Consider the following 21,457-nt stretch of genomic DNA (forward strand, 5'->3'; position numbering starts at 1 on the left):
GCCTGCAGAATCCACATCTTTTCAAAAATGATCTAGGCTGGTGTAAATGAGCCAGGAGAAGTTTCGTAGCCAGCTATCATCTTTTCTAGACGCGGCGGTATTTCAGGGGGTTCCGCATCTTCGCCTCTCGCCGGATACCGATACTTTAGAGCTTTACCTGCCAGCCGTGAGCGCGGCTTATGAACCAGAAGACCCCCAATGGACCGTGACCACACAGTTGCTGGACGGCACGGAGGTCACCCGCAAGTTTTATTACGTCGCCGGTGAAGAACCTGGCCTGTGGGTGTCCATGCCACAGCCCTTTACCCACCTTGCCGTTACGTTTGCGGAGCAGACGCTGGAGTTTGCGGGTATTGCCAATGGCGGCCTGCTACTTGATTCCGCGCACCGGCCCGTCGATAGCATGCAGCCCATCCCGCAGGGCGCGTATACCTTCATCGCACCGACCGGCACGCAGCTAACCCCCGCCCCGGATAACCAGCCGCGCCCGCATAGCGCGTGGGAAGGCTGGTCCATCTTTGAGGTAGCGGCAGAAGATTCCTTCTCTATTGCTGTGCCGCGCCAGGACAAGGCCACCATCACCGTTGCGGAAGGCGCGGATTTTTCCTGGGATATGGCGGTCAAGTCCCTGCCCAACGCGCGCGGGCTGGACGGCGAGCTGGTGTACACGAAATCCCCGCGCCTCTTGGTCAATACCCCACTGCACCTGCAGCTGACCTATGTCCCCATCGGTGGGGAAGAGGAGGAAATCTTAGAAGATGAGCTGCCGGAGGGAATCCATGAGGTTCTACCCGGTGACGTATTCGAAGACCCTTGGGTGGGCCGGTACCGCTTTAGCCTGTACAAGGGCGAGGAGCTTGTCGATGTCCTCTACCTCAACTTTGCCGAGACGCTCCACATGCGCTCCAAGAACGAGGGACCGCGCGGCACCAACTTCCGCTTCATTGATGCGCTGGGGAACCTCTCACCGTTTAGCTATGCGCTTGCCTCGTCCCCCGATAAGCCCATTCACATGGAAAAGGGCCAGCGCGTATTTGGGGAAGACGAATCGGTGCGCGAGGAGACCATCAGCAGCGAGGCCGGCTACGAGCTGACCTTTGAGGTCATTCCAGCGACCATCCGCACGCGTGTAAAGCGCACTGCGGCAGAGCCCGTGGATTATATGGATAAGCAGGTCATCCTGGCGGATCAGCTGGATGCGGATGCGCTGTTTACGGTGCACTCGCCGGAGCCGCTGCCGCTGGCAAAATTCGTGGTCATTGATAAGAACCAGAAGATCCGGGATCTCGTCACCGCCAATGGCTCGACGGAGGCGACGACGGCCCTCTCCGTGCCGAATCGCGCCCTCAAGGCAGCGCTGACAAAGAAGTCCTCGCTGGAGCTCTACCTCCTGTGGTCCACGCTGTCCTATGAGGAGTACCTGGAGGGCCTGCCGGATAAGGAGCGCGCGGCGCACCTTAAGCGCAGCATGGACCGCCGCGTGATGGAATACGAGGCAACCGCGGCAAGCGATCTGATTTATGCCGCCATCGCCACGGTGCGCAAGGCGCCACTGGTGGCCCGCGCCACCATCGAAGATGGCATCTTGATACCCGAGCAAACCCACGAAGAGGAAGTGGAGCTTTTGGCGTGGGCGTGGCCGCTCGGCAACCCCGCCAGCGAGCCGCTGCCCTTGGAGCCGGTGGAGGAGGGCTTCGAGCTACCAGAAGAACTGCACGAGGCTGGCGATCTCATCGTGGACTTCCGCGAGGATGAACCGGCCAGCGATCTCGCCGCACCGCAGTACCCACCGGCAAGCTCGCTCATCATCTTCCACGACGGCGAGAGCGAGAATACCGCCGGTATGTGGGAGACCTATGCCGCCCTGCGCCGCCTTGCCCCCAAGGCCAAGGAGACCTTTGAGGGCGTTATCAGGAACATCGAGGCCGATCCGCGCGCCAGCCTCGATGCGCTCATGCAGGTGGACTTCGAGCGCGGCCAGCGCATGCGCGCGTTGGTGCGCACGGGCCTAATTACCCGTTCCTTTAGCAGCGATGGGGAAGAGGCCGCGGAACCTTCTTCGGTGCTCGCCGCGCTTGCCGATGCCAACCAGGCCCACGTCGAACACTCCGGCTCCCCCTCGCTGTGGCGCACGGCCACCACGGGAGTAGACGATGTCACCCGCCCCATGCTGCTCATGAGCGCCACCGGCGAGGCCCCAACGCCTGCAACGGACAGCGCGCAGTTATGCGATGACGCCCACCGCATCGCCGCGCTGCGCGAGTGCTTCGATAACGACTTGGCACTGACCCGCCTGGGGACCATGTCCAACCTGCGCACTACCGCGCTGCAATTGCGCGTGACGCTGCAACAATTGGGCGTAGATAAGTCGGTATTGCACACACTGCTCGCCCTGGACGCCTTTGGGGATGGAAACACGGATCTTGGCGGCTCCGCCTGGATGCCGTTTATTTCCTATGTCTTTGCCATTGCCGCACGTGGGGTGGCCAATGGGAAGCTGACGGATGCGGCCGTGGCCTCCGCGCTAGATAACGCCCTCCCGCAGCTCGCGGAGGCGGTCTCGCTGGCTCCGGAGCTGTTTTACCGGGATATTCTCACTGCAGAGGCCCTTACCCGCGACTACAGTGACTGATATGCAGGTTATTTCCACCAACGTCGCCGTGCGCAGGCCGGATCCGAGCGGGAGGCATGAGTTTTCGGGCATCGACAAGCGCCCGCAAGACTTCATCGATATTTCCGCTCCCGGACCCAATTACGGCGATGGTTCCGGCGTGCGCGGCGATTCTATCGGCGATAGCGAGCACCACGGTGGAAGTGACAAGGCGGTCTATGCCTATGCCCGCGAGGAGCTGGATTATTGGGAGGATTCGCTGGGCCGCACGCTGGGTTCAGGGGCCTTTGGGGAAAACCTCACCACGCGCGGCATTGATCTCTCCGCGCTGCTTATCAATCAACGCCTCCACATCGGCACGGCTACGCTCGAGGTCTCCATTCCCCGCCAGCCATGCGCAACCTTTTCCGGCTGGGTGCAGGAAAAGGGCTGGCTCAAGCGGTGGACTGCGCGCGGTGATTGCGGCGTGTACTTCCGCGTCATCTCGCTCGGGCGCATTTCTGCCGGGGATGCCATAATCTGCGGCCCCGCCCCCGCGCACGATATCACCATGCGCATGGCGTTTGCGGCCAAGATGGGGGACCGGGCGATGGCCCGGCGCGTGGTCGATGCCAAGTGCTTGCCGCCCCAGCACGCAAAAAAGCTCCGGGTATAAACCCGGAGCCAAAAATCTGTGCCGCTTTAGGCCGGCTGCGTGCCCTCTGTGGCGCTGATAACGGGCGCCTTCGCCTTGGGGTAGCGGCCGTGCACCATGTAGTAGTACACCGCCGCGACGACGATGAGGCCGGCGAGGATGAGGTACATCGTATCGAAGCCCGTGGCGCTCACGATGGGGCCAAGCCCGAAGGGGGCGAGGCCGATGCCGAAGTCCATCAAGAGGAACATCGTGGAGATGCCCGCGCCTATCTGAGCGGCCGATACAGAGCGCACCGAGATGGCCTGGCAGGCGGGGCTTAGCGTGCCGTATCCCATGCCCGTAAACGCACCCGCCACCACGAGCATGACGTCATTGCTGGGAAAGCCCATGATGATAAGGGCGATGACGAAGGAAACTAGGCCCAGGTACATGACCGAGTTATCGCCCTTGTGGTCCTGGATGCGGCCCAAGAAAAAGCGCATGATGAGCATGACTACGGCGTAGCCGATGAAAAAGAGGCCGGCGCCTGTGGCCAGGTCCTCTTCGCGCGCATAGGCGTTGAGATAGGTGACCACGCCGGAGTAGGCGATGCCCACCAAGAGCATGAAAAGGCCAATGGGCACCACGTTGGGGTGCACGGCATTGCTCAGCTTGAAAGCGGGCTTTTCCTCATCGAGCTCCGCCGGGTAGCGCAGCACGAGCGCCAGCACGAGGGAGACGATATTGGAACCCAGGGCGACCGCGAAGAGGGTGTTGTAGCCAATGTTATTGGCCAAGAACAAGCCCACTGCGGGGCCGAAGGCGGTGGCAAGTGTGGTGCCGAGGGCAAAGTAGCCGGTGCCCTCCGCGCGGCGCTGTTGGGGGATGACGGATTGCGCGACGGCCATGAGCGCCGTAGAGGTCAACGCATAGCCCGCGCCGTGAAACAGCCGCACGAGGATGAGGACAGCCACGTTATGGGCCACGAAATAGCCCACCGTCACGATGCTGACGAAGGCCAGCGAGGTCAGGGCGGCGCGCTTTTGCCCCACGCGGTCCACCAACCAGCCGGAGAAGATGCGCATGAATGTCGCACCCAAAACAAAGGCGCTGGAGGCAAAACCACTGACGGTATCGGAGGCCCCAAAGCTCTCGACGGCATACAGGGCCATGGTCGTCACCGTTAAGTAGAAGACTAGAAACTGACCAAAATTAGCCACCCACGCCAACAGAAACGTGGGTGTAATCAATGGCGGCTGAGCCGCTGAATTCGTTGTTGACAAGACTCACTCCAATTAAAAAATAAAAAATCTTCCCAACCGCGCACGGCCCAAAAGGGCCGCGTGCGGGGAGAAGGAAAGCAATCACAATTATGCGGGGAGTGAGTATACGCCGCTGGCACTTAAATGTTTAATCAAACACGGTTATAAGCGCGCTCTAAACAGTGATTGCGTTGCCGGCTTAAGGCCTAAGCGTTGGCATAAGGGTCGCGGATGCCCAGGTACTGCACGGAGGTGTATTCCTCGATACCTTCCGCGCCACCCTCGCGGCCCATTCCGGATTGCTTGACGCCACCGAATGGGGCAGCGGCGTTAGAGATAACGCCGGCGTTGAAGCCCATCAGGCCGAACTCTAGGCCATCGGCGATGCGCCACAGGCGGTCGGAATTCTCAGTAAAGACATAAGATGCCAAACCGTATTCGGTATCGTTTGCGATCTCGAGCGCCTCTTCCTCGGTGCTGAAGGTGATAATCGGGGCGACTGGACCGAAGATCTCTTCCTGGGCGACGCGCGTTTCACGTGAAACATTGGTAATCACCGTAGGCTCGTAAAAGTAGCCAGCGCCATCCCCGCGCTTACCGCCGGTGGCGATGGTAGCGCCCTTTTCTGCGGCATCGTCCACAAGTGCCGCAATGCTCTCCAAAGCCTTGGACTCGACGAGCGGTCCGCAGGTAACACCTTCGTCCATACCATTGCCCAAATTGAGCTTCTCGAATTCCGCAACGAGCTTCTCGGAGAACTCCTCGGCTACAGATTCGTGGACCAAGAAGCGGTTTGCTGCGGTGCAGGCTTCGCCAATATTGCGCATCTTGGCGCCCATCGCACCCTGGACCGCTTGGTCAATATCTGCGTCCTCAAAGACAATGAATGGGGCATTGCCTCCCAGTTCCATGGAGGTACGCAGTACGTTATCGGCCGCGCCCTTCAAAAGGGTTCGGCCCACTGGGGTAGAACCGGTAAAGGAAAGCTTGCGCAAGCGGTCATCGGCAAGCAATGGCTCCGAAATTGCAGATGCAGACTTACCGGCTACGACGTTGAGCACACCCTTTGGAAGCCCAGCATCGATCATGGTCTGCGCAAAGTACTGCGCGGTCAGGGGAGTCAGCTTGGCCGGCTTGAGCACCATCGTGCAACCCGCTGCCACCGCGGGAGCCACCTTGCGGGTAGCCATGGCCAACGGGAAGTTCCACGGGGTGATCAAAAGGCAGGGACCCACCGGCTTGCGGCGAGTGATCATCCGCAGCGTGCCTTCCGGAACGGTTGCGGCGCGACCGTAATCGCGCACCGTTTCTTCACTAAACCAACGCAGGAACTCGCCGCCATAAGTGACCTCACCCTTAGCTTCCGCGAAGGGCTTACCCATCTCTAGCGTCATCAGGGCTGCGAATTCATCCGCCCGCTCCTGTACTAGATCGAATGCTCGGCGCAGAATCTCCGCGCGCTCGCGCGGCGTGGTGCGCGCCCATTCATCCTGCACGGCACAGGCGGCGTCGAGGGCAGCAATCGCATCATCCGAGTTTGCGGAAGATAGCGTCGCCAGCGTCTCGCCCGTCGCTGGGTTTTCTACGTCAAAAGTCTCACCGGAGGTGGAATCGCGCCACTCACCACCAATAAGCAATTGGGTGGGAACCTTTGCAATTACCTCTTCGATATTAATACTCACTTATCGTCACCTTTCTTGAAGATATAGACCTGCACCACATTACCCTGAATGAGCGCGAAGACCACTCATTAGATACCGATTGAATATTTTTGACTTGTTTCTTCCACGCTATAGAAATTTAAGCTAGGCTAGTGCCCATGAAGAAAATGACTACTCGTTGGTGGTGGCGCGCGTAACTCGCGGGCCTTTCTTCGCAACCCATTTTTAGGCTCGCATTCTGCGGGCCTTTCGGCGTTTTCAGTGCCTTTGCTCGCGGATACCTCGGGTCCCTCGCACTCTGTTCCTCAGTTACTCCTGAAAGGGCACTGCAATGACATACACCGCCACCCGCGATATTGCTTATTGCCGGGATGCCTCAGCGCTATTTCATAGATTGGCGCGATCGAGCGATTCCTTATTATTGGAAAGCGCTGATATTGAAACCAAGAAAAACCTCACGTGCCTGGCCGTGCTTGATGCCGCGGCAAAGGTGACCTGCACCGGCCAGCGGGTTCGCGTCCTCGCGCTCAGCCCAGCGGGGGAGCAGCTCATCACCATGCTGCAAGCCCGCTTCGCTAACCGGATTGTTTCACGTGAAACCACGGAAATTGTTTTTGAGTTCTCACCCTCCAACGAGTCCGATGAACGGCAACGGCTCCTAGATGAATCGACGGCGGATATCCTCCGCGCGCTGCAGCGCGATGATTCCTATTCCTCGCCCCTATTGCCCTTCGTCGCCGGTGGGTTTGCCTATGACTATTTGGCCACTTTTGAAAACCTGCCTGAGGTAGGCGAGGGGCCCAATAAGTTTCCCGATTATGAATTCCTTGTCGCTCAAACTGTTCTCGCGGTGGATCACCTTACGCAGACCGCGCGGGTAGAGGGCTGGGATATCGACCGAGCCCGCTTGGAAGACACGCTCGATGCACTAGCTGCCACACCCATCGACGCGATAGGGGACCCAGCGCCTAGCCAGCCCGCGGGAACCTTGACTGCAACCGCGGATATTGATGATGCCGCGTTTTGCAATCAGGTAACGCGGCTCAAGGGCAATATTGATTCCGGCGATATTTACCAGGTCGTCCCCGCCCGCACGTTCACGGTGGACTGCCCCGATGCCTTCGCGGCCTACCGCCAGCTCCGGGAGACCAATCCCTCGCCGTATATGTTCTATCTCCGGGGGGCGGATTACGAGCTCTTCGGTGCATCACCGGAATCCAATTTAAAGTTTGACCCAGAGACGCGGCAGGTGGAGCTCTATCCCATTGCCGGAACCAGGCCCCGCGGGCTCAACCCGGACGGCACCATCAACGATGAATTAGATATCCGCAACGAGCTAGAAATGCGCACGGATACCAAGGAACTAGCCGAGCACACCATGCTGGTAGATCTCGCGCGCAATGATCTCGCCCGCGTAGCAGCGCCCGGCACGCGGCGGGTGGCAGACCTGCTCCAAGTAGATCGCTACTCGCGGGTCATGCACCTGGTCTCCCGCGTGACCGCCATCTTGCACAAAGACTTCGATGCCCTCGATGCTTACCGCGCCTGCATGAACATGGGAACGTTGACCGGCGCGCCCAAGCTGCGCGCCAGCGAGCTCATCCGCCAAGCCGAACACAAGCGCCGTGGCTCCTACGGCGGCGCAGTGGGATACCTGCGCGGCGACAGTGCCATGGATACCTGCATTGTCATTCGCTCCGCCTTCGTGCACCGCGGTACGGCTGCTGTTCAAGCCGGTGCCGGGGTGGTGCACGATTCCGTCCCGCAATCCGAAGCCGATGAAACCCTGCACAAGGCCTATGCCGTTCTCCACGCCATTGCCCTCGCGCACAACGCCACCCTGGAGGTACAGCGATGAATTCGCCGCACGTGGTTCTGCTCGATAACCACGATTCCTTTGTCTATAACCTTGTCGACGCCCTCGCCGGCTACCGCACCACCGTCTACCGCAACAGCGTGTCCGTCGCGGAGGTGCTCGCATCCGAGCCCGATATTATTGTCCTTTCCCCAGGCCCCGGCCACCCACGCGATGCTGGATGCATGATGGAGCTTATCGATGCCACCTTGGGCACCATCCCCATCCTCGGTGTCTGCCTGGGTTTCCAGGCGCTACTGGAATACCACGGTGGCGGGGTAGGGCCCTGCGGACCCGTACACGGCAAGTCCATGCCTATGACGCTTACCGATGCCGGCACTGCCCACCCAGTCTTCGCCGGGCTAGCCACCGATGCCGATCCCGCCCAACCCGGCGTCCCCGGCACCCAGGTTCCAGTGGCCCGGTATCACTCCTTGGGGTGCACGCACGTTCCTACCGGCATGCGCGTACTCGCGGAGACGGAGGCGGATATCGGCACCATCGCCATGGCAGCCGAAACGGACGATGGCATGGCGCTGGGGGTGCAATTCCACCCCGAGTCGATCCTCTCGCCCCGTGGCCCAGACATTCTAGACCGTTTCATCTATCAACTATCCACTACTCCCACTATGGAGCTAAAGCACTAATGACGAACCAAAGCCCGCTAAAAACGCTGCAAGCTTTCTTAGATAATCCCGCGCCAACCGTGGAGGAAGCAACGGAGGTCTTCACTCCGGTTGCCGTCGGTGATTATGACGATATTCAGATCTCCGCGTTGCTTACACATATCCGCACCCGCGGCGAGACCCTCGCGGATATTACGGGTGCCGCCAAGGCATTCCTGAATGTGGGCCACCCATTTCCCATTACCGGTGAAGGCCTCATGGACTCCGCGGGAACGGGCGGCGACGGCGCGAATACCATCAATATCACGACGGCCGCCTCCTTAGTCGCCGCCGCTGGGGGAGTGAGGATGGTCAAGCACGGCAACCGATCCGTCTCCTCCAAGTCCGGTTCCGCCGATGTGCTTGAGGCACTGAATATTCCGCTGGACCTCGACGTGGACCGCGCCGTCCGGCAGTTCGAAGCCTCCAACTTCACCTTCCTCTTTGCTCCGGCCTACAACCCGGCCGTGGCCCACGTGCAACCGGTGCGCAAGGCGCTCGGGGTCTCCACCATTTTCAATACCTTGGGACCCTTGCTCTCCCCGGGACGGCCCGAGCTACAGATCATGGGCATTGCCAACCCAGCACAAGGCCCCATGATCGCTGAAGTTTTCCGAGAACTTGGGCGCACGCGAGCGCTCGTCGTCCACGGCGCCGGTACCGATGAGATCGCCACCCACGGCACCACACAGGTCTGGGAGCTGAAGGACGGCGAGATTTCGCACTATGAGCTCACGCCGGAGGGGTTGGGCATCGCCAAGCATGAGCTCAGTGAGCTCGCCGGCGGCGACGGACAAGATAATGCCGAGCACGTGCGCGCCATCTTTAATGGCTCGGGTAAGCCGGCGCACTATGATGCGGTCGCGGCATCGGCTGGAGCGATGTTTTATCTGGATGGCACCGCGGCGACGATTGCGGAGGGCGTCGCGCATGCCAAGGGGCTCATCGATGGCGGGGACGTGGACCGCTGGCTGCGCACCCACGAGGAAGCCGAATACTAAAGAAACCACACTAGGGATAAGAAATGACAGAACAAAAACTGCCGACGGTGCTCGAGGGGATTGTGGCTCAGCGCCGCACACACCTTGCCGGCATTCGCGAACGCATCGCGCACGTAGACGTAGACAGGCTTGAGCCGTCCCGCCGCTCGCTTTTTGCCGCGCTCAATGGCACTAACCGCTTCATCATGGAGTGCAAGTCTGCGTCGCCATCCCTCGGAATGATTCGCGAGGATTACCGCCCCGGCGATATCGCGCGTATCTATTCCCGCTATGCGGATGCCATTTCCGTGCTGTGCGAGCCCGAGCGGTTCGGCGGGGATTACGATCACCTCCAGACCGTGGCCCAGTCCACGCACCTGCCGGTGTTGTGCAAGGATTTCATCGTCGATCCGATTCAGGTCTATGCCGCACGCTACTATGGCGCGGATGCGATTTTGCTCATGATGTCCATCGTGGATGATGAGACCTTTGCACAGCTGAAGTCCCTGGCGGATAAGTTAGGCCTCGACGTCCTCACTGAAGCCATCACCAGGGAGGAGGTGGATCGCGCGCTGTCCTTTGGGGTGGAGATCATCGGTATTAATAACCGCAACCTCCATGACTTGAGCATCGATCTCTCCCGCACCGAGCAGCTCGCCGGGTACGTGCCTGACGATAAGGTCGTCGTCTCCGAATCCGGCATCCGCGATAACCACACCATCCGGCGCTTGGGCGCCCACGCGAACGCCTTCCTCGTCGGCTCCCAACTCACCTCCCACGAGGACATCGACCGCGCCGCCCGGGATCTGCTCTTCGGCGCGAATAAGGTCTGCGGAATCACCGCCGCCTCCACCGCCCAAGCCGCCCGCGCCGCCAGTGCCCGCTACGGAGGGCTCATCTTCGCTCCGGATTCCCCGCGCAATGTTTCACGTGAAACCGCCGAGAAAATCATCGCCGCCGAACCCGGTTTGGATTTCGTAGCAGTGAGCCGCAGCGACGACCCTTCTGAGTTGCGGGAGATAGCGGCAACGCGTGGCCTGTCCGGAATCCAGTTGCACGCCCCATTCCAGGGCAGCGTGGATGGAGAGCTCGAACTGATCGAACGCGCACACGCGGCCCTCGCGGATACCGACGCGGAGCTTGTTTGGCGGGCTATCGACATAACCAACCCTCAGTGGGTAGACATAGCGCCGAAGCTCGCCGCACAGGTCGACCGCCTCGTGCTCGACTCGGGGAGGGGTGGCACCGGGCGAAGCTTTGATTGGACGGCAATCCCGGACGACATCAAAGCCCACAGCCTGTTGGCCGGTGGCCTCAACCTCGCGAACCTGGAAGGGGCACTCAAGGTGGGAGCTGCGGGACTCGACCTGAATTCGGGATTAGAAACGCGCCCTGGGCACAAAGACGCCGCCCTGATTTCTCAAGCCTTCCGCACCCTCCGATTATTCAACCAACCTGACAAGAAAGATTAACCATGCCCGATTCACGTGAAACAATCCTTCCCGCATACTTCGGGGAATTCGGCGGACAATACGTGCCGGAATCCCTCATCCCCGCATTGGATCAATTGGAACAGGCTTTTGTCGATGCCCAGAATGATCCCAGCTTCCGCGAAGGACTCGCCGGATTGCTGCGCGATTACCTAGGCCGCCCGACTCCCATCACCGAGGTTAAGAAGCTAGGCGGCAAGGCGCGGATCTTCTTGAAGCGCGAGGACCTCGTCCACGGCGGGGCCCATAAGACGAACCAGGTGCTTGGCCAAGCCCTATTGGCTAAGCGCATGGGCAAGAAGAGAATCATCGCCGAGACCGGCGCGGGCCAGCACGGCACGGCGACCGCTTTGGCATGTGCGCTGCTCGATCTCGAGTGTGTGGTCTACATGGGCGCCAAGGATGTCCAGCGCCAGCAGCCCAACGTCTTCCGCATGGAACTTATGGGTGCAAAGGTCATCCCCGTTGATACCGGCTCCGGGACGTTGAAGGATGCCGTCAACGAGGCACTGCGCGATTGGACCGCTACATTCCATGAATCGCACTACCTACTCGGCACCGCGGCTGGCCCACACCCATTTCCCACCATTGTGCGCGAATTCCACCGCGTCATTTCTACTGAGGCCAAGGCCCAGCTCCTCGAGAAGACGGGAGGCCTGCCCGATCTCGTCGTCGCCTGTGTGGGCGGCGGTTCCAACGCCATCGGCATGTTCGCGGACTTCATCGATGAAGAAGGAGTGGAATTGGTAGGTGCTGAGCCAGGCGGCGCGGGCCTCGATTCCGGGGAACACGGCGCCACCATTAACAACGGCACCGTGGGCATCCTCCACGGAGCGCGCAGTTACCTCATGCGCAATTCTGACGGTCAGGTGGAAGAATCCTATTCCATTTCCGCCGGCCTGGATTACCCCGGCGTGGGGCCGCAGCACGCGCACCTGCACGCCACCGGTCGCGCAAAATATGTGGGGATCACGGATGCAGAAGCTCTAGAGGCGTTCCAACTCTTGTCCAAGAAGGAAGGCATTATCCCCGCCCTCGAATCCTCCCACGCCCTGGCCTATGCACTGAAGCGCAAGGAAGAAGACATCACCATCCTCGTATCACTTTCCGGCCGCGGCGATAAGGACATCGATTATGTCCGCCACACCTTGGAATCCCACCCCGAACTGCAACTCAAGGAGAACTAATCATGGGCAGCCGTTACGATGAACTTTTTGCCGCGTTGCGTGAGAAGAATGAGGGTGCGTTTGTCCCTTTCATCATGCTGGGCGATCCAACTCCTGAAGCTAGCCTGGATATCATCCGCAACGCAGTCGCCGCCGGGGCGGACGCCCTGGAGCTCGGCGTCCCCTTCTCGGATCCAGTCGCGGATGGTCCCACCATCCAGGCTTCGCATATCCGCGCCCTCGATGGGGGAGCGACCCTTGATAGCGCCTTGGATCAGGTGCAGACGATTCGGACCGAATTCCCCGATTTGCCCATCGGCATGTTGATCTATGGCAACGTTGCCTTCGCCCGCGGGGTGGAGCAATTTTATGCGGAGTTCGCGCAAGCGGGCGCCGATAGCATTTTGCTTCCCGATGTCCCCGTGCGCGAAGGCGCCCCTTTCATTGCCGCGGCAAAGGAAGCTGGAATCGACCCCATCTTCATCGCCCCCTCGCGGGCCGCAGAGCACACGCTTGCCGGCGTCGCCGAGCATTCGCAGGGATATATTTACGCGATCTCCCGCGATGGTGTAACGGGCACCGAAAAGGAATCAGAAACCACCGGCCTCGACGAGGTGGTCTCCAGCATTCAGCGCTTCAATGGGCCTCCGGTGTTACTTGGTTTCGGTATCTCTTCGCCACAGCACGTCGCCGATGCCATCGCCGCAAACGCCGCTGGCGCCATTACCGGATCCGCAATCACTAAGATCATCGACCGCCATGTTTCACGTGAAACCGGCGCCCCGGGAAAGATCAATGATGCGGATGCCTTACATGCGGAGCTGACCGACTTCATCTCCGCGATGAAGGAAGCAACCAAGAAATAAAGCGTCCTCCGAGCGGTAGCGCCACAAAAAGCCCCCTGGCTTCCTCCCACATTCATTGAGTGGGGAAGCCAGGGGGCTCAATTGTTTCACGTGAAATTAGGCCGCAGTCTCTGCCTCTTCTTCATTGAGGGTATCGACCTTGTCGCGGGCGAACTTATCGACGACCATCGCAATGGCGCCATCGCCAGTAACGTTTGCTGCGGTACCGACGGAGTCGATCGCGATATAAGCGGCGATCATCAGCGCCACCATTCCGTCATCAAAGCCCATCATGTCCGCCAATAGACCAACGGCCACCATAACGGCGCCGCCCGGCACGCCTGGTGCAGCGATCATCATAATGCCAAGCAGGAAGATAAAGCCCAGACCGGTGCCGGTGCTGATATCCATATTCGCCATAAAGACGATGGCGAAGGCGTAGAGCGTCAGCTTCATCATGGAGCCGGACAGGTGAATAGTCGCGCACAGCGGGATTACGAAGCTCGCGACCGGCTTAGAAATACCGTTGCGCAAGCTGGACTCCAAGGACACCGGAATCGTTGCCGCAGACGACGACGTACCCAATGCCGTGAAGTATGCCGGAAGCATATTCCGCAGCGCCTTAAAAGGATTCTTCCCTGCGATTGCCCCGGCCACCACGTACTGGAGCACGAGATAAACCAGCGTCATGACAACAGCTAGGATCAATACCTTTGCAAAGGCGGAGAGCACCTCGCCGATATTGCCGTTCATACCCAGCCCAAGGAACATGCCGAAGATGTAGAACGGCAAAATGGGAATAACGAATCCCCAAATCACCTTAACCACTACATTTTCCAGTTCCTTGGTGACGGTGTAGAGAGTATCGGACTTGACCGTCGTCATCGCGACACCAATACAGAAGGACAGCAATAACGCCGTCATCACCTCAAACGGTGGTGCCATCTCCACCTCGAAATAAGGCTCGAGGGAACCTTCGTCGACATCCGACACATTGGTCACTAGTGTTTGGCCCGCCAACATCGAGGGATAGAGCCACTTTGCCAGGCCATAAGCAATCAAGCCTGCCAGAATGGTGGAGCCATAGGCGATGCCTGCTGTCACTCCCAACCACTTTCCTGCGCCCTTGCCAAGGCCAGCAATCGCCGGTGCAACGAGCGCGAAAATCAAGACAGGAATGAAGAAATTGAGGAAGTTACCGAATAGACCGTTAAACGTGGCAAAGGCTCGACCGAACCATTCGGGCGCAAAAAGGCTAACGACAATGCCAAGCACGATGGCGAGAACGATTCGGAAAAGGAGAGAGTCCGCTATTTTCTTGAGATTCATGCAATCACAATCAGGTTAGGTGTTCCCAGTCCGAGAACGCACGTGGGTGCGTTCCAGCGGAAGGAGAGACAACGTGGTGCAGGTGCAAAACCGAGCGAATATCTATCGATCGATCCAAATTGAATATTACCCGAGCCGCCTTATATTTAAGACACAAGCCCCGTAGGTTAATTTCCAATATGGCGTTACAGGATTACACTAAGGATATGGTCGCAGTGGGAATCATATTTTTAGTCCTTGCCGTTTTCCTTATCGCGGTGGGCGCGCTCGCCGCCACCAAGCGGTTGCCCGGCAATAAATACACCGGCTTGCGTTTACAAGAAATCCGAAAGTCACGAGAAGCATGGGATAATGCCCACGCCGTCGCCGGTCCCTTCTGGGCCCTAGGTGGAGTATCGCTACTTTTCGGTGGCGTCGTAGCCTTCCGCGCGGAGGGTTGGATGTGGCTCATTCCGGTCACCACTTTCGTCATCGCGGTCCTCGCGCTTTCCGTCGGTTCGAACCTTGGATCCCGCGCGGCATTTCTTTATGAGCAAGCGCATGCCGATGACGAGGGTTGTGGCGATAGCTGCAACTGTGGCTCCGGCGGCTGCGGTGGGGAAGAGGCCTCCACTGACTCCGCCGCCCAGCCCGAGGTTGATCTGGGCGCACTCCGCCAGGCCGCCCGCCACTCTGATAACTAAATAATTAGCTTTCGCTTTTTCTCCCTCCCGTCCCTGTTCGGCAATCGCCGCATACAGAGACAAGCGAGGGAGATTTTTTATGACACTGTGACGTTATTGTTCTGGAACACGGATCTGCACCCTTTTCGTCACAACTAAATTAAACTAGCCATTCACCATGGTGCATTCCATATTGGGCCCCGCCTATATTGGAATTATTCCACTTACTGCGCTTCCTGTGGAAATTCCTGGAACTCGCATAGAGGTTCCGCACAGCTCGGCTCAGCCACTACACCTGGCGCAGGCAAGGGTAGACAATGGTAGGCATGAAGAAAACCACAGCCCTCGCCGCAATCGCCGTTTCCACTTTCAGCATCGGCTCTTATGTCGCCGATTCACACCGGATTGATCCAGAATCACAAGCCGCAGGAGGGGAGGGGCCACACCCCATCGTTAATGACTTGGGTCTAGATTCCGGCACATATGAACTCACGCCCACCGAGTCTGGTTCCGTCGACACCTGGAACGGCAGCCTTTCCTAATGGCGTGTTTCACGTGAAACCTGTACCGAACCGTTTTACTTCTGATGCCTGCAAACACTTCACTAACCGTTGCCGAAATCATGTTCCGGCCTTAAACCATTCAGGATAGAGTAGGGGCTATGACTATCTGTTCACGCCGCATGTTCCTGCTCGGATCCGCTACGACTTTCGCAGGTGCGTACCTCGCGGCCTGCGGCTCAGAACCATCCGCGGAAATCGCGGCAACGGTCATTCCCGTAGGCTCCGGCATCATCGTCGACGGAGTAATCTTCACACAGCCGCAAGAGGGAGAGTTTAAGGCCTACTCCCAAACCTGTCCGCACCAACAAAACCCCATCACGGAGATCGACGGTATGACTGCCACCTGCACGGCGCATCATACGTCCTATAACCTGCAAGATGGTTCGGTCATCGAAGGCCCGGGTCGGGACCCGCTCAAAGAATTTGAGATAAGCCAAGAGGGCGCAAAGGTCACTACCGCGTAACTCCCGCGGACGCCGCACCCTCTACGCTCATGGTTTCACGTGAAACCACGCGGCTTAAGAGGAGCACACGGAAGAAAATTATCCGCACTACCTTTCGTGGAACCAAGCGCGACGGTTTACACTTTGGGTCATGCTGCACAGACTTAAAAAGCCGGATCCGCTCATCGTCCTCATCCTTACGGCCGTGGCAATCGCGATCATTGCACCGGCCCGCGGCACCTTCGCTGACGTCTTTGGCAGTCTGACGAATGTAGCGATCGCGCTGTTATTCTTCCTTTACGGCGCGCGGTTATCCACCCAAGAAGCCTTAAATGGGCTCAAGCACTGGCGGCTCCACCTCACCATTCTCGCGTTCACCTTCGTTATTTATCCCCTCATTGGCTTGACCCTACGGCCCCTCACTGGGTTCATTTCGGACGATATCTACATGGGAATACTATTCCTCACGCTGGTCCCGTCCACCGTGCAGTCCTCAGTGGCGTTTACCTCCATTGCGAAGGGGAACGTATCTGGGGCCATTGTCTCCGCCTCGACCTCCAACTTGGCCGGCGTCTTCATCACGCCAGTCCTAGTTATGCTGCTCATGGGTAGCGGTTCCGGACTGCATATCGATACCTCCGTCTTTGGGGAAATCTCCCTTTTGCTTCTCGCGCCCTTTGTGTTGGGCCAACTAACTAGACGCTGGATAGCGAACTTCGCCCAGAGCAAGGCTACAAAGGTGGTGGACCGCGGGTCCATTGCTATGGTGGTCTATTCGGCCTTCTCCAAGGGCGTGGTGGATGGAATCTGGTCCGCCATTTCTGTCTGGGAGATTGTCTTCCTCGTCGCTTTCGCCGCGGGATTCGTTATCTTCATGTTGTGGCTGACGCGATTTGTCTCCGGAAAACTTGGATTTTCTCGCGCCGATACTATTGCGATCCAATTCTGTGGCTCTAAGAAATCCTTGGCCACTGGCCTCCCCATGGCCTCAGTCATGTTTGCCTCAGGTCCGACATCGCTAGGTCTATTGATACTCCCGCTGATGATTTACCACCAGGTGCAGCTGATGATCTGCTCACTGTTGGCATCCCAGTACTCGCAGGAGAAGGAGGAGCAACTACACTAGGTTCCCATGGCTAATTACCTTTATGTGCGCACCGAACTATCCGTCCCGGGAGTGGGCTCAGCGGTCCACCTCGCAGAATTAGAAGAACACGATGCCCAGCGCTGCCGCATGCATCGCATGATCGCTTTGGATCCCGCGGACTCCATCGTCGGTGTAGCGACCCCAAATAGTTCCACGGGAAACGTGGACAAGCCGCAAGAAGTAGTTCCGCACCCCGATACCTACGATGAGTTCCCGGATATTAGCGCCCGCTATATGAACCAAGAACAGTTTGAGGCGCTGTGGACGGAGGCTACCACCAAGTTTGGGCTTTAGCTAAGCGCGGGCTAGAGCACCAAGTTCACTAGGATCATATAGAACGCGGTCCCGCAGAAGATGGATAATCCGGAATCCCGCTTCCACCTGTGCAGCCCAGCGGTGACCAACACACCCAGCAAGACTGGCCATAGGCCGCCGGTGCCATCCGCCTGTCCGGCAACGGCATAGACCACCAGGATCGTCATTACGCCCACGGGCATCATCAAGCCCAGCAGCGAAAAGAACTCGCTATCTTTCATCCACTTCTTTGCGGAGAAGGGAAGCTCCCGCAATAAAACGGTCACGATGCCAACGGGGATAAGGACCGCGGCAATCGCGCCTAAGCTGACTCCCGCCGGCATTTAGTCATCCTCCTTCACGGTCGTGGAGGCAAGCGGCTGCAGCCGCCAGGTGAGCGCGTTATCTACGCGAGGCGATAGATAGCGAATGATGAGCAACAGGAAATAGGCGCTCAGGGAGAGCATCAGCAGCTGCCCCGGGGTAATGAAAGCGGCGAGAATACCCAAGGCTGCAGCGGATAGCGGGAGGAACAGATCCTGATTATTGCGGAAGGAGTCCATCGCCAAGACGACGAAGAGGGCAACAAGCGCGAATTCCATTCCCTCGACGGAGGAGGGGATTACCTGGCCGGCGAGTGCACCAACGAGTCCGCCGCCCACCCACAGCATTTGGCAAAAGATTTGGATGCTCAGGATGCGGGTGCCGCTCAGCCGCTCCTCGCGCGGCAGTGCCGAGACGATGGCATACGTTTCATCCGTGAGGGCATAGGTGGAATAGGCCTTGCCCACGGGGGACTTAATCCGCTTGCGGGGAAACGTTAGCCCATAAAAGATATGGCGGAAATTCACCATAAAACCGGTAAGCAGCGAGGAAAGCGCGGAAACTCCGCCGGTAACCATGGAAATGGCGAGAAACTCCATAGAACCGGCGTAGATGACGATGGAAAATATGGGCGTCCACCACCAGCTAAAGCCGGATTGGACCATCAGGAGGCCAAAAGCCAAGCCCAATGGAATTAGCCCGAGAGCCGCCGCCCACGTGTCTTTAATGCCCTTGTGGATTTCCTCGCGCATACGGGTTAGTGTAACCGATCACTTTCCGCCGCCTAGGAATTAATTATCATCCACATTCACGGGATAGGTGGAATACAACGGCAAGGGCATAGGCTGGCGTTTCATGACATCGGCCCATAGATCGGCCGGGCCTGGGGCCACCACGTCCTGCGCTAGGGCGGGTGCTACGAACCATTCGCCGGCTTCGATTTCTTCCTCCAGTTGCCCGGGACCCCACTCGGCGTAACCGGCAAACATGCGCGTCCCGGTGACCAGCGGCTCGATATCTTCCGGGTTGGAGCGCAGATCCACGTGCGCTAGGCGCGGTGCGAGGCGGCTGAGTTGTTCTTCTTTATCTGGATCCACACCTTGCTTGGTCTGCGCCAAGCCCACGACGGATTGCTGGTTGAGCGGACCGCCGATATACAGCGCCTGCGGTTTAGCAACGACGGGCATCCATTCTGGAAGCACGTTAAAAATGGCCACTTCTGAGCGCTTAGTGAGGTCCACGCCAAAGGTCATCATGTCATTGTGCTCAACCAGCAGGATGACAGAACGGGCGAATTCTGGGGACAGCATCCCCGGTGCGGACACGAGTAATTGCCCAGGGGCGGGTTCGTTGCGCTCGAGGGCATTAAATAATCTATCGGCAAACATCACTGTTTAGACTCCCACCACTGACGCAACTTCGCAATAGCCTCTTCCCGCTCGAGGGGGCCGTACTCCAAGCGCATTTCCTTCAAGTAGGACCAAGCCTGACCCACTTCGGGCCCAGGGGAGAGGCCCAGGATTTCCATGATCTCGTTACCATCGAGGTCCGGGCGCACCCGCGCGAGGTCTTCCTTGCGGCCAATCTCCGCGATTCGCTCCTCCAATTGGTCATAGGTGCGCTGCAAGCGGCGCGCCTTCTTGGCATTGCGGGTAGTGCAATCGGCGCGCACCAGCTTGTGCAGGCGGGGAAGGAGGTCACCCGCGTCGTTCACATAGCGCCGCACGGCAGAATCGGTCCATTGATTTTCCCCAAAGCCATGGAAACGCATGTGCAGGTACACCAACTGGCCAATATCTTCCGTCGTGGCCTTGGGGTATTTCAGCTTCCGCAGCCGCTTCCGCGTGAGCTTGGCGCCCACCACCTCGTGGTGGTGGAAAGAAACCTTACCGTCGGTGTTATCGAAGGTATCGGGCTTGCCGATGTCATGCAGCAATGCGGCCCACCGCAATACCAAGTCGGGACCGTCCTCTTCTTGATCCATCGCCTGGCGCAGCACCTTCAACGAATGCGCGTAGACGTCCTTATGCTGCGCGTGCTCGTCCGTGGTCATGCGCAGGGCAGGGATCTCCGGGAAGATATAGTCCGCAATCCCGGTATTGACCAGTAGGTCGATGCCATCCCACGGCGCCTTGCCGCAGATGAGCTTATCCAGCTCCACTTGAACGCGCTCTACCGTAATCCGCTGGATCTCTGCCGCCATATCGCGCATGGCAGCAACCACGCGGTCTGCCACGTGAAACTCTAATTGGGACGCAAAGCGCGCGGCGCGCAGCATCCGCAGTGGATCATCGTGGAAGGAGATTTCCGGTTTATCGGGGGTGTCGAGCACCTTGTTGGCCACATCGTGGAGGCCGCCGAGGGGATCGTGGAACTCAAAGGTGGCATCGGCAAGCAGCTCAATAGCCATGGCATTGACCTTGAAGTCGCGCCGCACCAAATCGCCTTCCAGGCTATCGCCGTAGATGACCTCGGGGTTGCGGGACTGCCCATCATAGGAATCAGAGCGGAAGGTGGTGATTTCTATCTGTTGGCCCTTGTACACGGCGGATACGGTGCCATAGGCAATGCCGGTATCCCATACCGTTTCGGCCCACTCATCCAGGATTTCCTTGACCACCTCTGGGCGCGCTGGGGTGGTGAAGTCCAGATCATTGCCCAAGCGGCCGAGGAGGGCATCGCGCACCGAGCCGCCCACGAGGTAGAGGGCATGTCCGCGCGCGCTGAATTTCTCCACCAGCCCGCTCAATAAGCCACTGAGCGAGTTCACGGTAGACTCCGCGCGCGCAAGAACGCCGATTAACTGAGTGTCCTGAAAATTCACGGGTGAGAGTCTACTACGATTGGCAGGGATGACTAACCAAGAACAAGGCTCCGCGCAAGGCCCCTCCAAAGGAGGCGGCCGTAGCCGTAACCGGCGCCGGCGCCGGCGGCGGCCGGATAACCGCACGCGCCGCAACACCCAGCAGCGCAGGCAGCAACGCGGCGGCAATAATCACGGCACCTCCACCGTCATGGAGACCCGCGATGAGACATCTGCGGGCGGGCTCGTAATCTCCGGGCTGGCCGAGTGCGTCGACGGCAACGGTAAGGCGGACCTGTCCCGCGTCTACGTAGCGCTGATTGGGCGCTTAGACCGCCGCGGGCGTTTATTGTGGTCCATGCCCAAGGGGCACGTGGAAAATGACGAGGCCAAGGAGGTCACCGCAGAGCGCGAGGTATGGGAAGAAACCGGTATTTCTGGCGAGGTTTTCGCTGACCTCGGCGTGATCGATTATTGGTTCGTTTCTGATGGCGTCCGCATTCACAAGACGGTGCACCACCATCTGCTGCGCTTTGTGGACGGCATCATGAACGATGAGGATCCAGAGGTTACCGAGGTGTCCTGGGTTCCCGTTTCTGAACTCATCGAGCACTTGGCGTACGCGGACGAACGTAAGCTCGCGCGCATCGCGCACGATCTCCTCCCGGATCTCGCACGAAAGGAAGCCGACGCAGGGAAAGCGACCCCACGCTAATGCACAAGCGCCTCAGATCACTCGCC

21 protein-coding genes are annotated in these 21,457 nt (G+C 58.9%); 14 read left to right on the plus strand and 7 right to left on the minus strand.

What is annotated here, in order from left to right; genetic code table 11:
* Positions 1-46: 46 nt before the first annotated feature.
* Positions 47-2,632 carry a hypothetical protein gene (locus tag HMPREF1257_RS06315; protein WP_023024539.1) on the plus strand — a complete coding sequence of 862 codons (2,586 nt, stop codon included), beginning with the start codon at positions 47-49 and terminating at the stop codon, positions 2,630-2,632.
* Position 2,633: 1 nt separating this feature from the next.
* Complete coding sequence (locus tag HMPREF1257_RS06320; RefSeq protein ID WP_023024540.1) at positions 2,634-3,266, plus strand: MOSC domain-containing protein; 633 nt, start codon at positions 2,634-2,636, stop codon at positions 3,264-3,266.
* Between the two features lie 26 nt (positions 3,267-3,292).
* Here the strand turns inward: HMPREF1257_RS06320 and HMPREF1257_RS06325 are convergent, their stop codons facing one another.
* Positions 3,293-4,477 (minus strand): MFS transporter, encoded by a 1,185-nt coding sequence (locus tag HMPREF1257_RS06325; protein ID WP_198010510.1) that lies wholly within the window; start codon positions 4,475-4,477, stop codon positions 3,293-3,295.
* A 218-nt stretch (positions 4,478-4,695) separates the two neighbouring features.
* The gene (locus HMPREF1257_RS06330) at positions 4,696-6,171 is read right to left on the minus strand and encodes an NAD-dependent succinate-semialdehyde dehydrogenase (protein ID WP_023024543.1); all 1,476 of its coding nucleotides are present in this window, start codon (positions 6,169-6,171) and stop codon (positions 4,696-4,698) included.
* 310 nt (positions 6,172-6,481) lie between these two features.
* Here HMPREF1257_RS06330 and HMPREF1257_RS06335 point away from each other — a divergent pair, with 310 nt between their 5' ends.
* The 6 genes from HMPREF1257_RS06335 to trpA are packed head-to-tail and all read left to right on the plus strand — an operon-like array spanning position 6,482 to position 13,172.
* Positions 6,482-8,008, plus strand: a complete 1,527-nt coding sequence (locus HMPREF1257_RS06335; protein WP_023024546.1) for an anthranilate synthase component 1 — start codon at positions 6,482-6,484, stop codon at positions 8,006-8,008.
* Positions 8,005-8,652: an anthranilate synthase component II gene (locus tag HMPREF1257_RS06340; RefSeq protein WP_023024548.1), complete on the plus strand. Its 648-nt coding sequence runs from the start codon at positions 8,005-8,007 to the stop codon at positions 8,650-8,652. The genes HMPREF1257_RS06335 and HMPREF1257_RS06340 overlap by 4 nt, the downstream gene beginning before the upstream one ends.
* Positions 8,652-9,671, plus strand: a complete 1,020-nt coding sequence (trpD, locus tag HMPREF1257_RS06345) for an anthranilate phosphoribosyltransferase (RefSeq protein WP_023024551.1) — start codon at positions 8,652-8,654, stop codon at positions 9,669-9,671. Before HMPREF1257_RS06340 ends, trpD begins: the two co-directional genes overlap by 1 nt.
* Before the next feature lie 23 nt (positions 9,672-9,694).
* Entirely contained in the window at positions 9,695-11,122 is a 1,428-nt protein-coding gene (gene trpCF, locus HMPREF1257_RS06350) for a bifunctional indole-3-glycerol-phosphate synthase TrpC/phosphoribosylanthranilate isomerase TrpF (RefSeq protein ID WP_023024552.1), read from the plus strand.
* A gap of 2 nt (positions 11,123-11,124) precedes the next feature.
* Complete coding sequence (trpB, locus tag HMPREF1257_RS06355) at positions 11,125-12,327, plus strand: tryptophan synthase subunit beta (RefSeq protein WP_023024554.1); 1,203 nt, start codon at positions 11,125-11,127, stop codon at positions 12,325-12,327.
* Between the two features lie 2 nt (positions 12,328-12,329).
* On the plus strand, positions 12,330-13,172 hold the full coding sequence (trpA, locus tag HMPREF1257_RS06360; protein WP_023024556.1) for a tryptophan synthase subunit alpha: 843 nt from the start codon (positions 12,330-12,332) through the stop codon (positions 13,170-13,172).
* 96 nt (positions 13,173-13,268) lie between these two features.
* Here trpA and HMPREF1257_RS06365 read toward each other — a convergent pair whose 3' ends face one another.
* A complete protein-coding gene (locus HMPREF1257_RS06365; protein ID WP_023024558.1) occupies positions 13,269-14,480 on the minus strand; it encodes a dicarboxylate/amino acid:cation symporter in 1,212 nt (403 codons plus the stop codon).
* A gap of 206 nt (positions 14,481-14,686) precedes the next feature.
* Here HMPREF1257_RS06365 and HMPREF1257_RS06370 point away from each other — a divergent pair, with 206 nt between their 5' ends.
* The 5 genes from HMPREF1257_RS06370 (at position 14,687) to HMPREF1257_RS06390 (ending at position 17,589) form a co-directional block, all read left to right on the plus strand.
* Positions 14,687-15,163, plus strand: a complete 477-nt coding sequence (locus tag HMPREF1257_RS06370; RefSeq protein ID WP_034659431.1) for an SdpI family protein — start codon at positions 14,687-14,689, stop codon at positions 15,161-15,163.
* Positions 15,164-15,468: 305 nt separating this feature from the next.
* Positions 15,469-15,684, plus strand: coding sequence for a catechol 1,2-dioxygenase (locus tag HMPREF1257_RS06375; RefSeq protein WP_232208530.1), 216 nt, complete (start codon positions 15,469-15,471; stop codon positions 15,682-15,684).
* Positions 15,685-15,803: 119 nt separating this feature from the next.
* The gene (locus tag HMPREF1257_RS06380; protein WP_023024565.1) at positions 15,804-16,169 is read left to right on the plus strand and encodes a Rieske 2Fe-2S domain-containing protein; all 366 of its coding nucleotides are present in this window, start codon (positions 15,804-15,806) and stop codon (positions 16,167-16,169) included.
* 130 nt (positions 16,170-16,299) lie between these two features.
* On the plus strand, positions 16,300-17,274 hold the full coding sequence (locus tag HMPREF1257_RS06385; protein WP_023024567.1) for a bile acid:sodium symporter family protein: 975 nt from the start codon (positions 16,300-16,302) through the stop codon (positions 17,272-17,274).
* Positions 17,275-17,280: 6 nt separating this feature from the next.
* The gene (locus HMPREF1257_RS06390) at positions 17,281-17,589 is read left to right on the plus strand and encodes a hypothetical protein (RefSeq protein ID WP_023024569.1); all 309 of its coding nucleotides are present in this window, start codon (positions 17,281-17,283) and stop codon (positions 17,587-17,589) included.
* An 11-nt stretch (positions 17,590-17,600) separates the two neighbouring features.
* Here the strand turns inward: HMPREF1257_RS06390 and HMPREF1257_RS06395 are convergent, their stop codons facing one another.
* The 4 genes from HMPREF1257_RS06395 to HMPREF1257_RS06410 are packed head-to-tail and all read right to left on the minus strand — an operon-like array spanning position 17,601 to position 20,737.
* A complete protein-coding gene (locus tag HMPREF1257_RS06395; protein WP_023024572.1) occupies positions 17,601-17,933 on the minus strand; it encodes a branched-chain amino acid transporter permease in 333 nt (110 codons plus the stop codon).
* The gene (locus tag HMPREF1257_RS06400; protein WP_023024574.1) at positions 17,934-18,665 is read right to left on the minus strand and encodes an AzlC family ABC transporter permease; all 732 of its coding nucleotides are present in this window, start codon (positions 18,663-18,665) and stop codon (positions 17,934-17,936) included.
* Between the two features lie 39 nt (positions 18,666-18,704).
* Positions 18,705-19,301, minus strand: coding sequence for a YqgE/AlgH family protein (locus tag HMPREF1257_RS06405; RefSeq protein WP_023024576.1), 597 nt, complete (start codon positions 19,299-19,301; stop codon positions 18,705-18,707).
* Complete coding sequence (locus HMPREF1257_RS06410; protein WP_023024578.1) at positions 19,301-20,737, minus strand: CCA tRNA nucleotidyltransferase; 1,437 nt, start codon at positions 20,735-20,737, stop codon at positions 19,301-19,303. The genes HMPREF1257_RS06405 and HMPREF1257_RS06410 overlap by 1 nt, the downstream gene beginning before the upstream one ends.
* Positions 20,738-20,765: 28 nt before the next feature.
* Between HMPREF1257_RS06410 and HMPREF1257_RS06415 the strand changes: the two genes are divergently transcribed.
* The gene (locus HMPREF1257_RS06415) at positions 20,766-21,431 is read left to right on the plus strand and encodes an NUDIX hydrolase (RefSeq protein ID WP_023024579.1); all 666 of its coding nucleotides are present in this window, start codon (positions 20,766-20,768) and stop codon (positions 21,429-21,431) included.
* Positions 21,432-21,457: the final 26 nt, after the last annotated feature.

The sequence above is a fragment of the Corynebacterium sp. KPL1814 genome (genome assembly GCF_000478175.1).
Classification (GTDB): Bacteria; Actinomycetota; Actinomycetes; order Mycobacteriales; family Mycobacteriaceae; genus Corynebacterium.

Bases quoted from the DNA above. Each gene is read 5' to 3' on its own strand.
- HMPREF1257_RS06315 (WP_023024539.1), top strand. From the start codon at position 47: ATGAGCCAGGAGAAGTTTCGTAGCCAGCTATCATCTTTTCTAGACGCG.
- HMPREF1257_RS06320 (WP_023024540.1), top strand. From the start codon at position 2,634: ATGCAGGTTATTTCCACCAACGTCGCCGTGCGCAGGCCGGATCCGAGC.
- HMPREF1257_RS06335 (WP_023024546.1), top strand. From the start codon at position 6,482: ATGACATACACCGCCACCCGCGATATTGCTTATTGCCGGGATGCCTCA.
- HMPREF1257_RS06340 (WP_023024548.1), top strand. From the start codon at position 8,005: ATGAATTCGCCGCACGTGGTTCTGCTCGATAACCACGATTCCTTTGTC.
- trpD (WP_023024551.1), top strand. From the start codon at position 8,652: ATGACGAACCAAAGCCCGCTAAAAACGCTGCAAGCTTTCTTAGATAAT.
- trpCF (WP_023024552.1), top strand. From the start codon at position 9,695: ATGACAGAACAAAAACTGCCGACGGTGCTCGAGGGGATTGTGGCTCAG.
- trpB (WP_023024554.1), top strand. From the start codon at position 11,125: ATGCCCGATTCACGTGAAACAATCCTTCCCGCATACTTCGGGGAATTC.
- trpA (WP_023024556.1), top strand. From the start codon at position 12,330: ATGGGCAGCCGTTACGATGAACTTTTTGCCGCGTTGCGTGAGAAGAAT.
- HMPREF1257_RS06365 (WP_023024558.1), bottom strand. From the start codon at position 14,480: ATGAATCTCAAGAAAATAGCGGACTCTCTCCTTTTCCGAATCGTTCTC.
- HMPREF1257_RS06370 (WP_034659431.1), top strand. From the start codon at position 14,687: ATGGTCGCAGTGGGAATCATATTTTTAGTCCTTGCCGTTTTCCTTATC.
- HMPREF1257_RS06375 (WP_232208530.1), top strand. From the start codon at position 15,469: ATGAAGAAAACCACAGCCCTCGCCGCAATCGCCGTTTCCACTTTCAGC.
- HMPREF1257_RS06380 (WP_023024565.1), top strand. From the start codon at position 15,804: ATGACTATCTGTTCACGCCGCATGTTCCTGCTCGGATCCGCTACGACT.
- HMPREF1257_RS06385 (WP_023024567.1), top strand. From the start codon at position 16,300: ATGCTGCACAGACTTAAAAAGCCGGATCCGCTCATCGTCCTCATCCTT.
- HMPREF1257_RS06390 (WP_023024569.1), top strand. From the start codon at position 17,281: ATGGCTAATTACCTTTATGTGCGCACCGAACTATCCGTCCCGGGAGTG.
- HMPREF1257_RS06395 (WP_023024572.1), bottom strand. From the start codon at position 17,933: ATGCCGGCGGGAGTCAGCTTAGGCGCGATTGCCGCGGTCCTTATCCCC.
- HMPREF1257_RS06400 (WP_023024574.1), bottom strand. From the start codon at position 18,665: ATGCGCGAGGAAATCCACAAGGGCATTAAAGACACGTGGGCGGCGGCT.
- HMPREF1257_RS06405 (WP_023024576.1), bottom strand. From the start codon at position 19,301: ATGTTTGCCGATAGATTATTTAATGCCCTCGAGCGCAACGAACCCGCC.
- HMPREF1257_RS06415 (WP_023024579.1), top strand. From the start codon at position 20,766: ATGACTAACCAAGAACAAGGCTCCGCGCAAGGCCCCTCCAAAGGAGGC.